13 protein-coding genes are annotated in these 13726 nt (G+C 48.4%); 8 read left to right on the top strand and 5 right to left on the bottom strand.

Translation table 11 applies throughout. From position 1 onward, the window contains the following. The 5 genes from CUS_RS07550 to CUS_RS07530 all read right to left on the bottom strand — a co-directional run. A partial coding sequence (locus CUS_RS07550; RefSeq protein ID WP_002849071.1) for a DUF4846 domain-containing protein occupies window positions 1–365 on the bottom strand: 365 nt, incomplete at its 3' end. A gap of 26 nt (window positions 366–391) precedes the next feature. Further along, window positions 392–790 (bottom strand): Imm7 family immunity protein, encoded by a 399-nt coding sequence (locus CUS_RS07545; protein WP_002849090.1) that lies wholly within the window; start codon window positions 788–790, stop codon window positions 392–394. A 113-nt stretch (window positions 791–903) separates the two neighbouring features. Continuing rightward, window positions 904–2124 carry a phosphoglycerate kinase gene (locus CUS_RS07540; RefSeq protein WP_037276919.1) on the bottom strand — a complete coding sequence of 407 codons (1221 nt, stop codon included), beginning with the start codon at window positions 2122–2124 and terminating at the stop codon, window positions 904–906. 308 nt (window positions 2125–2432) lie between these two features. Further along, window positions 2433–2789, bottom strand: a complete 357-nt coding sequence (gene spoVAE / locus CUS_RS07535) for a stage V sporulation protein AE (protein ID WP_002849087.1) — start codon at window positions 2787–2789, stop codon at window positions 2433–2435. A 1-nt stretch (window position 2790) separates the two neighbouring features. After that, window positions 2791–3798, bottom strand: coding sequence for a stage V sporulation protein AD (locus CUS_RS07530; RefSeq protein WP_002849075.1), 1008 nt, complete (start codon window positions 3796–3798; stop codon window positions 2791–2793). 118 nt (window positions 3799–3916) lie between these two features. On the opposite strand from CUS_RS07530, the gene tgt reads away from it, so the two are divergent. The 8 genes from tgt (at window position 3917) to cas2 (ending at window position 13428) form a co-directional block, all read left to right on the top strand. Further along, the gene (tgt, locus tag CUS_RS07525; RefSeq protein ID WP_002849069.1) at window positions 3917–5065 is read left to right on the top strand and encodes a tRNA guanosine(34) transglycosylase Tgt; all 1149 of its coding nucleotides are present in this window, start codon (window positions 3917–3919) and stop codon (window positions 5063–5065) included. A 179-nt stretch (window positions 5066–5244) separates the two neighbouring features. Further along, a complete protein-coding gene (locus CUS_RS07520) occupies window positions 5245–7566 on the top strand; it encodes a CRISPR-associated helicase/endonuclease Cas3 (protein WP_002849088.1) in 2322 nt (773 codons plus the stop codon). Between the two features lie 367 nt (window positions 7567–7933). After that, the gene (gene cas5c / locus CUS_RS07515; RefSeq protein ID WP_002849078.1) at window positions 7934–8677 is read left to right on the top strand and encodes a type I-C CRISPR-associated protein Cas5c; all 744 of its coding nucleotides are present in this window, start codon (window positions 7934–7936) and stop codon (window positions 8675–8677) included. Further along, window positions 8661–10580, top strand: coding sequence for a type I-C CRISPR-associated protein Cas8c/Csd1 (gene cas8c / locus CUS_RS07510; RefSeq protein ID WP_002849082.1), 1920 nt, complete (start codon window positions 8661–8663; stop codon window positions 10578–10580). The genes cas5c and cas8c overlap by 17 nt, the downstream gene beginning before the upstream one ends. 3 nt (window positions 10581–10583) lie before the next feature. Next, entirely contained in the window at window positions 10584–11441 is an 858-nt protein-coding gene (cas7c, locus tag CUS_RS07505; protein ID WP_002849092.1) for a type I-C CRISPR-associated protein Cas7/Csd2, read from the top strand. Next, entirely contained in the window at window positions 11441–12100 is a 660-nt protein-coding gene (cas4, locus tag CUS_RS07500; RefSeq protein WP_002849073.1) for a CRISPR-associated protein Cas4, read from the top strand. Before cas7c ends, cas4 begins: the two co-directional genes overlap by 1 nt. A gap of 1 nt (window position 12101) precedes the next feature. Continuing rightward, window positions 12102–13133, top strand: a complete 1032-nt coding sequence (gene cas1c / locus CUS_RS07495; protein WP_002849066.1) for a type I-C CRISPR-associated endonuclease Cas1c — start codon at window positions 12102–12104, stop codon at window positions 13131–13133. Between the two features lie 4 nt (window positions 13134–13137). Then, a complete protein-coding gene (cas2, locus tag CUS_RS07490) occupies window positions 13138–13428 on the top strand; it encodes a CRISPR-associated endonuclease Cas2 (RefSeq protein ID WP_002849080.1) in 291 nt (96 codons plus the stop codon). The last annotated feature ends 298 nt before the right edge of the window (window positions 13429–13726 follow it).

The following is a 13726-nucleotide window of genomic DNA, read 5'->3' as shown; positions in this document are numbered from 1 at the left end:
CCCTCATCGCCCACGCTTATGTCGAACACAGCGGCGCAGTAGGGCGAATCGATCGCACTCCCATCAAAAACAGGCAGTCTTGTGCCATCGGGCAGAAGAGGATATTCCCGCAGATATTCTGCGAAACTACCGTCCTCAGCTTCAACGCGGTCATAGCCCTCAGGCGGCGTGAAGCGTGTTTCTAACGTCATTCCCTCAGGCACGACTTCTGCAAGCTGATACTTCTTTTCGACCTGTTCTATCTTGAGTTCAGCCGCATGCCACACGGGGTTCACCCGAATGTATACCGCCGCAAGTCCCACGATAAACAGCAGAACTATAATGATAACAGCAACGCGCCTGCCGATCTTTTTCCTTTTTTCCATAGTTATCTCCTTTAAGTTGTGGCGTTTTAACAGACAGCATCTTCGATTTTCGGGATACAAGGTGAAAATTCTGTATCTGTTTTCATGGTGCATTTTCCCTTCTTGAAAACATAGACCTGAAATTCGTTGCTATGCTCGGCATCTTCATCATCTCGAATGAATATCATGCCGTAACTGCCTGTCGCGACCTCTGAAATGCGCCTGTATAGCCCGATGATATCATCGACTTCTTTGGTGTGGTGATTTGAGCAGATAAGTGTATCTATAAAAGCAGACCCATTCTGATATTTCAGCCGAATTTTATATCCGCTTGCTGAAATTATTTCTTTGACCGTCTGCAAAACTTTGTCAGGGTCGAAGTCTGCCAGACTATCTTCATCTTTATATGTTGCTGAAACAGAAAGCCAGCCATGCAGTTCGACCATATAACCACCTCATTCTTTCATAAAATTATATCATAAAGCCTCTGAAAAGTCAACAAAAAAGCCATAGCACCTCATCAGAGGTGCTATGGCATATATTTTGTGTAATACTGTTATTACTTGTCAGCGATAACATCAATACCGGGAAGGACCTTGCCCTCCAGATATTCAAGAGAAGCACCGCCGCCTGTTGAGATGTGGCTCATCTTGTCAGCGAAGCCCAGCTGTATAACAGCCGCAGCAGAGTCGCCGCCGCCGATGATGGTGGTAGCATCAGTTTCAGCCAGTGCCTTAGCAACAGCTATAGTACCTGCTGCCAGTGTCGGGTTCTCAAAAACGCCCATAGGACCGTTCCAAACAACAGTCTTTGCAGACTTAACAGCGTCAGCGAACAGAGCCTGAGTCTTGGTGCCGATGTCCAGACCTTCCTTGTCAGCAGGGATCTTGTCAGCATCAACGATCTCAACGCTTACCTCAGCGTCGATAGGATCAGGGAAGCTGTCAACAACAGTGGTGTCGATAGGCAGGAGCAGCTTCTTGCCGTTCTTCTCAGCCTTCTCGATCATCTCCTTGCAGTAGTCCAGCTTGGTGTCATCTACCAGAGACTTGCCGACTTCCTTGCCCTGAGCCTTCAGGAAAGTATAAGCCATACCGCCGCCGATGATGAGAGTGTCGCACTTCTCAAGCAGGTTGGAGATAACGTTCAGCTTGTCAGCTACCTTAGCGCCGCCCAGTATAGCAACGAAAGGTCTTACAGGATCCTCAACAGCGTTGCCGAGATAGTTGATCTCCTTCTGCATCAGATAACCAACAGCGGTCTCCTTAACGAACTTGGTAACGCCTGCGGTGGAAGCGTGCGCTCTGTGTGCAGAACCGAATGCGTCCATAACGAAAACCTGACCATCGACCAGATCAGCCAGTTCCTTAGCGAACTCTTCGCCGTTCTTGGTTTCCTCAGCGCCTCTGAAACGAGTGTTCTCCAGAACAACGATCTCGCCGTCGTTCATAGCTGCAACAGCTGCCTTAGCGTTGTCGCCTACAACAGTATCGTCAGCAGCGAAAGTTACCTTAGTGTTTACCAGTTCTGCCAGTCTGTCAGCAGCGGGCTTCAGGCTGAACTTAGCCTCAGGACCGTTCTTCGGCTTGCCCAGATGCGAGCACAGAACTACTTTAGCGCCGTTCTCAACCAGCTTGTTGATAGTGGGGAGAGCAGCAGTGATACGGTTATCGTTGGTGATAACGCCGTCCTTCAGCGGAACGTTGAAATCAACTCTTACGAGTACCTTTTTGCCCTTAACATCAATGTCTTCTACAGTGACCTTGTTTAAACCTGCCATTTTAGTGACACCTCTCATATAATATTTCCGCATTTGGCGGATACGTCCGTTGTTAATTGCTTAACAACCCTAACATATATTATATAATATTGCGGCAAAAAAATCAAGTGTTTTTGCCTTATTTTTACCGAATTTTCAAATTCGATATAATTAAGCGTGAAAAGCTCCGTGTTTCGGGCTTTTTTGTGCGAGTTTCCTGCCCGAAGAGATACATTTTCAGGTCAACTCATACAGACGCATGGCAGTCACCCATTTGCGAAGAACATACACGCATCATGCCGGACTTTGCGCTCAGAACCGAATTGCTCTCAACTTCTGGCTGAACTTCTGAAAAACAGTGCCGCCATGAATGCAAACAGCATAGCCGCCGCTATCCCGCCTGCTCCTGCTGTCAGACCACCTGTGAATATGCCGAGAAAACCCTTGTCTGCTATCTCGTTTCGCACACCATCTGCCATCAGCGCCCCGAAACCTGTCAGCGGTACTGTCGCGCCGCACCCCGCGATATCACGTATATTATCGTAGATGCCAAGCCCGCCCAGCACCACACCTGCCACCACATAAGCGGTCAGGATACGTGCGGGTGTCAGCTTTGTGAAGTCGATAAGCAGCTGACCTATCGCACAAAGCAGTCCGCCAACGAGAAATGCGTACAGAAATGTCATGTCATTTACCCCTTTCAGATGACAGCCACACCAGATGGCTGATGGACGGTATGCTTTCACCCTGCTGGCTGACAGTCGGTGAGAGCAGTGCTCCTGTTGCCACAAAGAGAATGTTTTTCAGCCTTCCGCTTCGCAGTTCCGGTATAAAATGACCGCACAGCATGCTTGCCGCACAGCCGCAGCCGCTGCCGCCGGCGTGAACGTCCTGCTTGTCGCTGTCATATATCATCAGCCCGCAGTCAAGATGGTTACTGCGCAGGTCAAGACCCTCTTTGTCGCCCAGTTGTGCCAGCAGCCTGCTGCCGACTTTGCCCAAGTCGCCCGTGACGATGTGGTCAAAATCGGCGGGGCGCATGCCTGTGTCTTCAAAAAATTCCCTGATAGTCGAGTAGGCGGCGGGAGCCATAGCCGCGCCCATGTTGTTTGCATCGGTGATGCCCATGTCAACTATCCTGCCTATTGTAACACCACGTACATAGGGCGCTTTTCCTTCGGGGGACACTGCCAGCGCACCGCCTGCTGTGGCAGTCCACTGGGCAGTCGGGGGACGCTGACCGCCGTAATTGAGGGGCATGCGGTACTGCCTTTCGGCTGTGCAGAAGTGTGATGAGGTGACAGCCATAGCAAGTCCCGCAAAACCGCCTGCGGTGAGCATCGATGCCAGCAGAAGACCTTCCGACATGGTCGAGCATGCTGCGTAGATCCCAAGAAACGGAAAACTGTAGCCGCGCACTCCGTAGGTCGTGCCGACACATTGGTCAAGCAGGTCGCCGCCGATAAGCACATCAATGTCGTCCTCCTTTAAATTTGCCTTTTCAAGAGCCATGCGCACAGCCTGCTTTTGAAGCTGACTTTCGCCCTTTTCAAAGGTGTCGGTGGTGAAATAAGGGTCATCATTTATCTTGTCGAAGCAACCTCCGTAAGGTCCTTCATGCTCCATTTTTCCACCCACCGCCGCAGATGTCACTATCGACGGAGGGTTCGGGAATATCGTTGTTGCTTTTTGCATATCATCATCTCCGTTTTGTTTTTATGTTGTGCGGAGAAATGTTAATTATTCGCCTGTTGCAATTTTTTTTCAGATGTGCTATAATGAAACGAATAAGCAATTTATAAGGAGAAAAAATATGTTCAGACTGATAAAACAAGAGGGATGTGCCAGACGCGGCGAGTTCACCACCGTACACGGCACAATACAGACACCCGTTTTTATGAACGTGGGAACTTCTGCCGCGATAAAGGGCGGCGTATCTTCGCTTGACCTGAAAAATGAGCTGAAAACGCAGGTAGAACTTTGCAACACCTATCACCTGCATGTGCGTCCCGGTGACGAAGTGGTGTACAAGATGGGCGGCTTGCACAAGTTCATGAACTGGGATAAGCCTATCCTCACCGACAGCGGCGGATTTCAGGTGTTCTCGCTGGCAAAGCTGAGGCGCATCAAGGAAGAGGGCGTGTATTTCAACTCTCACGTTGACGGCAGAAAGATATTCATGGGACCCGAAGAGAGCATGCAGATACAGTCGCACCTCGCATCGACTATCGCTATGGCGTTTGACGAATGCGTTGAAAATCCTGCCGAATACAACTATTCCAGAAAATCATGTGAACGCACAACTCGCTGGCTGAAAAGGTGCATAGCCGAGATGAAGCGGCTCAATTCGCTGGAAGATACTATCAATAAAGACCAACTGCTTTTTGCGATAAATCAGGGCTGTACTTATGATGACCTGCGAATAGAGCATATGAAAGTCATTCGCGAGGAAGAATATTGTGCAGGCTTTGCTATCGGCGGACTGGCGGTGGGTGAGCCGACTGATGTGATGTATCACGTTATCGAGCAGGTAGAGCCTTTCATGCCGAAGGACAAGCCGCGCTATCTGATGGGGGTGGGTACGCCCTCGAATATCATTGAGGCTGTTGCGAGGGGCATAGATTTCTTCGACTGCGTTATGCCCAGCCGAAATGCTCGTCACGGCACGATGTTCACATGGAACGGCATAGTACACATAGCAAACAGGCGGTTTGAAACTGACAGCAGACCTGTTGACCCGCAGTGTGACTGTCCATGCTGCCGCAACTTCACGAGGGCGTATGTGCGCCACCTGTTCAAGTCGGAAGAACAGCTGGGCGGCAGATTGGCTGTTATGCACAACCTGTACTTCTACAATACTCTGACAGAGCGCATTCGCGAAGCACTTGACGAGGGCAGGTTCGCAGAATTCAGGGCTGAATATTCTGCTAAGCTGGCACAGCGTTTGCCTGACGAACTGTAAATATGATAGTAAAGCAGAGCGTGACATCGGTCGCGTTCTGCTTTTTTTGTGCTGTGTTTTGCAGTCCGTTTAGGTGGACTTGTAACTGTTGACAGAAAAGGAAATTTGTGTTATGATACATATAATCAAGCAAAACTTGAATGAATAAGTGAAATTTGCACAATTAGGGAGATGATATCATGCCATTCACTGCGCACATAAGAGAGTCAGACAAAGCGGTTCAGACAGTCGGGGAACATTGTTCGGCGGTGGCGGAACTTGCGGAAAAATACCTTGATAAGAATGATCTGGGCGCTGTCGGCAGGCTGACGGGTCTGCTGCACGATGCGGGCAAGCTGAATAAGGAGTTCGATGACTACATCAACGGCAGGAGCGGGGCTTCACGCGGAAGTATCGACCACAGCTTTGCAGGCGCGAAATATCTCGCATCGCTGGGGGGCGGTGATAACAGAAAGAGGGTCGCGGCTGTTAGTATGGCGCACACGATAGTTTCGCATCATGGTCTGCATGACTGGCTTGACGGGGACTGCAACGACTATTTCAAAGCACGTATCTCTAAGGAAGACAACTACGAAGAGGTGCTTGAGAATATGGGTGAGATAGTTGGAGATACGGATATTTCGGCACTGTTTGAGAAAGCGGTTCGCCAATGGTACGCGGCGACTAATATCATAAAGCCGAAAAACAGCACCGAATTTTCATTCTACATCGGTATGCTTGAAAGACTGATACAGTCGGCACTGATAGATGCTGACCACACCGACACGGCGGCATTCTGTTCGGGAGAAGCTGTATCTGACGAAAAAGACACTGCTTCGCTGTGGGCAGATATGGACAGCCGCATGGACGAAAAGCTGAAAGCATTTGAAAAAAAGACAGACCCGATCTCGCGGCAGCGCAGGAGTATTTCGGACAGGTGTGCCGCATTTGCTGAAAACAGAGTCGGGGCGTGCAGGCTGATAGTCCCCACAGGGGGCGGAAAGACCCTTTCTTCGATGAGGTTTGCCATTAAGCAATGCAGAAAATTCGGGCTTGAACGGATATTTTACATAGCGCCGTTCATGTCGATACTGGAACAGAACAGCGATGTGATAAAGGAAATTGCAGGCGATGATAACATACTTGAACACTATTCCGATTTCGCGGCTGATATAGAAGACGAAAACGAATACAGTGAATATCAGCTGAGGACACAGCACTGGGATGAACCTGTTATCACAACGACTATGGTGCAGTTTTTGAATACGCTGTTTTCGGAAAAAAGTTCATCGGTAAAGCGTATGCACAGACTGTCGAATGCGGTCATAATAATTGATGAGGTGCAGTCGGTGCCGCTGAGATGTACGAACCTTTTCAGTCTGGCGGTGAATTTTCTCACGAAAGTCTGCGGCAGTACAGTGGTGCTGTGTTCTGCTACTCAGCCGCCTTTTGATAAGAACGAGCGCGGACTTCTGCCTGATGACAAGTTTGATATGACAGGGGACTACAGCGAAGACTTCAAGGTGTTCCGCCGAACGGAACTTAAACCCGCACTTGAAAAATACGGTCATGACTTTGATTCGGCGGCAGACTTCTGTGAAGAACGATTTGAAGAGAATGGCGACATGCTGTTGGTGGTAAACACCAAAAAGCAGGCGCTTGAAATGTACGGTAGGCTGAAAGAACGGCTTGGTGAGCGTGCATATGTGATACATCTTAGCACCAACATGTGTCCTGCGCACCGAAAAAAGCGCATTGGGACGCTAAGACGGTTTTTAAGGCGCGGTCTGCCTGTGGTATGTGTGACGACTCAGCTTATCGAAGCGGGGGTCGATATTTCATTCAGCTGTGTGATAAGGGCGCTGGCGGGGCTTGACAATGCGGCGCAGGCGGCAGGCAGATGCAATCGCGGCGGTGAAAAGGGAAGGCTTTGTCCTGTGTATATCATCAATTTCAAAGATGAAAAACTGGGCAGTCTGAACGAGATAAAGAGCGCTGAGGAGATATCGGACAATATCATCACCTACAATAAAGATGCCGACCTGCTGTCGGTTGAGGTGCAGAGAAATTATTTCCGTCAGCTTTTTGCAAAGCATTCGCAGGAACTTGATTATCCTGCGAACGGCACGACTTTGCTGGACTTGCTGTCGTTAAACAAAGTAAACTGGGAGGCACATTCAAGTGCTGACAACAGGTTCATTTCACAGGCTTTCAAAACAGCGGGTGAACTGTTCGCGGTGATAGACAGCCATACCGAAGATCTGCTGATACCGTATAACGCAAAAGCCCAAAAGCTGATAGATCAGCTTGACCGAGAACATACCCCTAAGGAAACAGCGGCATATCTGCGGCAGGCACAGCGCTATTCTGTGAGCGTATATGTGGGCACGAAACTCTCGCTTATAGAAGCAGGTGCTCTTCGCACGAACATAAACGGGTTACTTGTGCTGAATGAGCGGTTCTACAGCAGTGAGTTCGGTGTCACAGTCGAGGGTGCTGAGATGGAGTGCCTGATATTCTGATATAAAGGATATGGCGATGCTTTTTTCGATGAATGATAAGATATGGTAAATATTACGGAAATTGGTTGACTTTAGTTTTTTAACGAAATATAATAATGTAAGACGAAGAATGTATGGAAGGTGTAGTAGTAAACTGCATCGATATCGGGGATACGGTGCTAAAATTCCAAAAAAGTTTGGCATCTGCGATCTATGTAGCAGAAAGAGATTTTAATATTATATAACTAGAAGAAGACGGTGAAACGTGAACATCATCGTATATGCTCCGACACAAAGTCGGAGTATATCATGGTGTAAGAATACTTATAGCGATCCATCTAAAAATTCATACAAAATCGTATCGCTATAGTTAAAAGGAGGTCGGAAAATGAAAAAACACCGCAACACGGTCGAATTCTGTGTACATGGGAATTATGCGCTTTTCTCTGATGTGCTGACAAGAGCGGGCGGCGAGAAGTACAGCTATCCAATACCGACATACGAAGCACTTAAGGGGATACTGCAAAGCATCTACTGGAAGCCGACGATCATATGGTACATAGATGCTGTGCGCATAATGAAACCCATCAAAACAGTGCGCAAGGGCATACGTCCGATAAAGTATGACGGCGGAAATGATCTTGCATACTACAATTATCTGGAAGATGTCTGCTATCAGGTAAGGGCACACTTTGAGTGGAACATGAACCGTCCCGAACTTGAACAGGACAGAAACGAGAACAAGCACCACAACATCGCCAAACGTATGATAGAGCGCGGCGGGCGCAGAGATATTTTTATCGGTACGCGCGAGTGTCAGGGATATGTTGAGCCCTGTGATTTTGAAAAGGGTGAGGGTTCTTATAAGGGTGTAGATATGACTTTTCCGCTGATGTACGAAGCTGTCATATATCCCGATGAAGCCGAAAAAGAAGAGGATATGGGCTACATGACTGTGTGCCTGTGGCAGCCTGAGATGAAAGACGGCATCATCGAATTTATAAGACCGTCTGAAAGCCCCTTCAAGCGGCATGTGAAGAAAATGGAAATGAAAAAGTTCGGCAGAGAAGAGAATAATTTCATCGGACTTGAAGAATTCGCGGGAGGTGAGTTTGATGGGGTGGACGAATGAACTGCTGGAGGTTTATGAAAAAGTAAGTGACCCGAACAGAACGCGGGCAGCGGGTGAACCTGTAATGCTGCCTGTTTCACATTCGACCGCAAATGCGCAGATAGAACTAACTGTTGATGAAAACGGCAATTTCAAAGATGCTTATGCAGTAAGCAAGGAAAATTCTGTTACTGTCATACCTGTCACTGAGGATTCAGGCGCACGCAGCAGCGGTATCACGCCGATGCCTTTTGCAGACAAGCTGGTGTATATCGCCGGCGATTACGGAAAATTTGCTGAGGGCAAGCGCGCTGACAACAGCGGGTACTTTTCGGCATACATGGAACAGCTGAGAAACTGGTGTGAAAGCGACTATTCCTGTCCTGAGGTATGTGCTGTGTACAAATACCTTGAAAAGGGAGAACTTATGAATGACCTTGTGAACAAAGGTGTGCTGGAAGTCGGTGCAGAAACAGGCAGGCTTACTGACAAAAAGATAAACGGCATCGCCGGGCAGGACGCTTTTGTGAGGTTCAAAGTCAGCGGTGCAAATGGTGTTTGCGAAACATGGAAAAGCAAAGCTATACAGGACAGCTTCATAAAGTTCAACAGCCGTGTTATGGGCGGGACAGGTCTTTGCTATGCCACAGGTGAGGAAAGTGCTTTGACATACAAGCACCCATCAAAGATACGCAATAGCGGTGACAAGGCAAAGCTGATATCTTCAAACGATGAAAGCGGCTATACCTATCGCGGGCGGTTTTCAAACAAGGAAGAAGCATTCGCTGTAAGCTATGACTATTCGCAGAAAGTACACAATGCGCTCAAATGGCTTGTTGAAAATGAGAGGGTCACAAAGACTGATGAAAAAGGTAAAACTGTGACATATAACCCGCTGTCATTCGATTCGCTCACTCTGGTAGTGTGGAACAGTGCGCTGGGCTTTGTGCCGAGTATCACCGAAAGTGCGGGGGATATGTTCGGTGACAACTGGGACATGTTCGGTAACGAAGAAGAGGGTTACAGCGCTAAAAAGGTGTTTGCGGAACTTCTGCACGAAAAGCTGATGGGCGGCAAAGTCGAGTTCGATGATGAGAGCAAGGTCATGATAATGGGACTTGATGCGGCGACCACAGGCAGGCTTTCGATAGCGGTATATACCGAACTGGCTGAGTCGCAGTTCGCGGAAGCACTGGAAAAATGGCATAATGAAACGTTGTGGCTGAGATTTGACGGCAAGCTGAAGAAGAGTCTGTATAATTCATGCAGTCTGCCGCAGATAGCAAACTGTCTTTACGGGACTGAACAGAGCGGTCGGCTCGAGTGCGACAAAAAGGTGCTGAAAGACACGATACTGAGGCTTTTGCCCTGTGTGACAGAGAAAAGATCTCTGCCGCGCGATATTGTCAGGATATTGTATAACAGGGCATCTTCGCCGCAGTCGTTTGAAAAAGACTATGTTCACAGAATTATACTTGAGAACGCCTGTGCGCTTATAAGAAAAGCACAGCTGGATTCGGGTAATACACATTATTATAAAGGAGAGATAAATATGGCATATGACCCCAACTGCAATGACAGAAGCTATCTTTTCGGCTGTCTGCTGGCGATAGCTGACAAGGCTGAAAGTGATACCTATGATGAGTCGGAAAAGCGCGTTACAAATGCGCGCAGACTTTGGAGCGCTTTTGCGGCAAGACCTTGCCAGACATGGAAGATCATAGAGGAAAGGCTTGAACCTTACCTTGAAAAGGATCAGCGGAAAATGACAAGATACACAAAAGCCATCAACGATATAATGGGCAGAATGTCCCCTGAGGAATTCAGTGACAACAGCAAGCTGTCGCCCATGTATCTGATAGGCTTCCACCATTACAACGCTCTGCTGTGGGGCGCAAAGGCTGAAAACAAAGAGGAGGAATAAAAAATGGCTGTACTTGAAAATAAGATCGATTTTTCGGTAATACTGACTGCTAAGAATGCAAATCCCAACGGTGACCCGCTAAACGGCAACCGTCCCCGCGAAAATTATGACGGCTTCGGGGAGATAAGCGATGTTTGCATTAAGAGAAAGATACGCAACAGACTTCAGGATATGGGCGAGAAGATATTCGTGCAGTCTGATGACAGGTGCGATGACGGATTCAAGAGCCTGCATGACAGAGCTAAAGGCTGTGAAGAACTTGCTGCACTGAGCAAGTCAAAGGACACCAACAGGGAAGAGTATGCAAAAACTGCCTGCGCTGAATGGATAGATGTACGCAGTTTCGGGCAGGTATTCGCATTCAAGGGGGACTCGGTATCTGTCGGGGTAAGAGGTCCTGTATCTATTCAGATGGCTGAAAGTATCTCACCTGTTGATATAGTAAGTATGCAGATAACCAAGAGCGTCAACGGTGAGAGCGGCAAAGAGGGCAAAGCATCTGACACAATGGGTACAAAACACAGGGTCGATTTCGGTCTGTATGTTTTTCACGGCAGTATAAATGTTCAGCTGGCAGAAAAGACCGGTTTTACCGATGAAGATGCTGAGAAGATAAAGCTGGCACTGGAAACGCTGTTCGAGAATGACTGCTCTTCTGCAAGACCTGAGGGCAGTATGGAAGTTCGCCGTGTTTACTGGTACAGGCATGACAGCAAAACTCCGAAATATTCTTCGGCTAAGGTACACCGCCTGCTGAAAGTCAACTTGAAAGAAGGTATTGACAGACCCAGATGCTTTGAGGACTATGATATAACCGTTGAAAGTCTTGACGGACTGACCCCTGAGGTCTTTGAGGGCTGATGTACAGCGAAGATGAGTACCTGATGCTTTCGGGATTACAGCACTTTATGTTCTGCCGAAGACAGTGGGCACTCATACATATAGAACAGCAGTGGGCTGAGAATTACCGAACCGCAGACGGTCGGGTGATGCACCGTAATGTGCATGATGCTTCACTGCATGAAAAGCGCGGAGATACCGTCACTGCAAGGGCGATGGCGGTGTCATCGGCGCGGCTGGGGCTAAGCGGCGAGTGTGATGCTGTTGAATTCAGGAAAGACAGCGGCGGCATAGAGATATTCGGGCTTGACGGCAGATATTCGGTAACGCCCATTGAATACAAGCGAGGCGCTCCCAAAGCTGATGAGAGCGACATAATGCAGTTGGCGGCTCAGGCTATGTGCCTCGAAGAGATGCTGTGCTGTGATATACCTGTGGGCTTTCTGTTTTACGGTGATACCCGCCATCGGCTGAAAGTCGAGATAGATGCCGCTCTTCGCAGTCGTGTGGAAAAAGCAGTTTGCGAGATGCACGATATGTTCCGCCGAAGATATACTCCGAAAGTGAAGCGCAGCAAAGCCTGCAACGCATGTTCGCTGAAAGAGATATGTCTGCCTGTGCTTTGCAGTGAAAAGAGTGCCGAAAAATACATGCGTGATATGCTGGGGAGTGATGACTGATATGAGAAAACTGCTCAATACACTGTATGTCACCACGCCTGACAGGTATCTTTCGCTTGACGGCGAAAATGTGGTGATACAAAGCGGCGGCAGTGAGATAGGAAGAGTGCCGCTGCACAACCTCGAAAGGATAATGACCTTCGGCTACACGGGGGCAAGCCCTGCACTTATGGGCAAGTGTGCTGAAAACGGCATAGAACTGGTGTTCATGAGCGGCAGCGGAAGATTTCTTGCAAGGGTCGAGGGGGAGGTCAGCGGAAATGTACTGCTGAGGCGGCAGCAGTACAGATTTGCTGATGACAAGCAGAATAGTCTTGCCATAGCCAAGAATATGATCTGCGCAAAACTCTTCAACAGCCGACAGACGATTGAACGGACGCTGAGAGATCACCCGATGAGGATAGACACAGAAAAGTTTGAACACTGCTCGCAACTGCTGAAAAAATCGGCGGAGATGGCTAAAAATGCCTCCGATGCAGACAGTCTGCGCGGAATTGAGGGCGAGGGCGCACAGATCTATTTTTCGCTGTTTGATGATATGATTTTACAGCAAAAGGACGATTTTTGTTTTACTTCACGCACAAAGCGTCCGCCGCGCGATAATGTCAATGCACTGCTCTCATTTGCGTATTCGATGGCGGCAGGCATGTGTGCTTCGGGGCTTGAAGCTGTCGGGCTTGACCCGTATGTCGGATTTCTGCACACCGACCGTCCCGGCAGGCGCTCGCTGGCGCTTGATATGATGGAAGAATTCCGCTCGCCGCTCTGTGACAGATTCGTGCTGACAGCCATAAATAAAAAGATAGTTTCGCCCGAAGACTTTGAAAAGCGCGAGGACGGTGCAGTTCTGCTGAATGACGGCGGAAGAAAAAAGTTCATAACTGCATGGCAGAAACGCAAGGACGATGAGTTGAAACACATTTTTCTCGGTGAAAAGATGCTGTGGGGGATAGTGCCGTATGCTCAGGCGCTTTTGCTGGCAAGATATATTCGCGGTGACCTTGACGGGTATCCGCCGTTTATGTGGAAGTGATGATATGCTTGTGCTGATAACTTATGATGTTTCCACCGAAGACAAGTCGGGCAGGAAAAGACTGCGCAGAGTTGCAAAACTGTGCGTGGACTATGGCGTAAGAGTACAGAATTCGGTGTTTGAATGTGAACTTGATGCGGCACAGTGCCGTCTGCTGAAACAAAAACTTACCGAAGAGATCGACGAAACAAAGGACAGCCTGCGGTTCTACTATCTCGGTGATATCAAAAAAGCAAAGTCGGAACATATCGGCGCAAAGCCTTCACTTAAAGTGGACGAACCACTGATTTTCTGACGCGAATGCCAAGTTCACATAAAAAAGCGAGGGTATTCGCACTTTATTTTCTTACAGATAATGTCAATTGAGCCCATCAAGGCTGACAGGCATAGTCTGTTTTTGCAATATCTGAACAAAGTGCCATGTAATAAGGCACATAAGTTTTGTCAGAAATTGCTGTCGTCCCCCACGCGGGGGACGTGGATTGAAATATATCCTGCTGTAATGGTTAAATGTAAATTTCCGCGTCGTCCCCCACGCGTGGGACGTGGATTGAAATTCCGTCTGCCGCTCGTCATGTTACATTTGGTCGTTT

Source organism: Hominimerdicola alba 8 (genome assembly GCF_000178155.2).
GTDB lineage: Bacteria > Bacillota > Clostridia > Oscillospirales > Ruminococcaceae > Hominimerdicola > Hominimerdicola alba_C.
This window is presented reverse-complemented; position numbering and strand designations above follow the sequence as displayed.

What these genes read in the sequence shown, in the direction of transcription:
- CUS_RS07545 (WP_002849090.1), bottom strand. Translation starts at nt 790, where the DNA reads ATGGTCGAACTGCATGGCTGGCTTTCTGTTTCAGCAACATATAAAGAT.
- CUS_RS07540 (WP_037276919.1), bottom strand. Translation starts at nt 2,124, where the DNA reads ATGGCAGGTTTAAACAAGGTCACTGTAGAAGACATTGATGTTAAGGGC.
- spoVAE (WP_002849087.1), bottom strand. Translation starts at nt 2,789, where the DNA reads ATGACATTTCTGTACGCATTTCTCGTTGGCGGACTGCTTTGTGCGATA.
- CUS_RS07530 (WP_002849075.1), bottom strand. Translation starts at nt 3,798, where the DNA reads ATGCAAAAAGCAACAACGATATTCCCGAACCCTCCGTCGATAGTGACA.
- tgt (WP_002849069.1), top strand. Translation starts at nt 3,917, where the DNA reads ATGTTCAGACTGATAAAACAAGAGGGATGTGCCAGACGCGGCGAGTTC.
- CUS_RS07520 (WP_002849088.1), top strand. Translation starts at nt 5,245, where the DNA reads ATGCCATTCACTGCGCACATAAGAGAGTCAGACAAAGCGGTTCAGACA.
- cas5c (WP_002849078.1), top strand. Translation starts at nt 7,934, where the DNA reads ATGAAAAAACACCGCAACACGGTCGAATTCTGTGTACATGGGAATTAT.
- cas8c (WP_002849082.1), top strand. Translation starts at nt 8,661, where the DNA reads ATGGGGTGGACGAATGAACTGCTGGAGGTTTATGAAAAAGTAAGTGAC.
- cas7c (WP_002849092.1), top strand. Translation starts at nt 10,584, where the DNA reads ATGGCTGTACTTGAAAATAAGATCGATTTTTCGGTAATACTGACTGCT.
- cas4 (WP_002849073.1), top strand. Translation starts at nt 11,441, where the DNA reads ATGTACAGCGAAGATGAGTACCTGATGCTTTCGGGATTACAGCACTTT.
- cas1c (WP_002849066.1), top strand. Translation starts at nt 12,102, where the DNA reads ATGAGAAAACTGCTCAATACACTGTATGTCACCACGCCTGACAGGTAT.
- cas2 (WP_002849080.1), top strand. Translation starts at nt 13,138, where the DNA reads ATGCTTGTGCTGATAACTTATGATGTTTCCACCGAAGACAAGTCGGGC.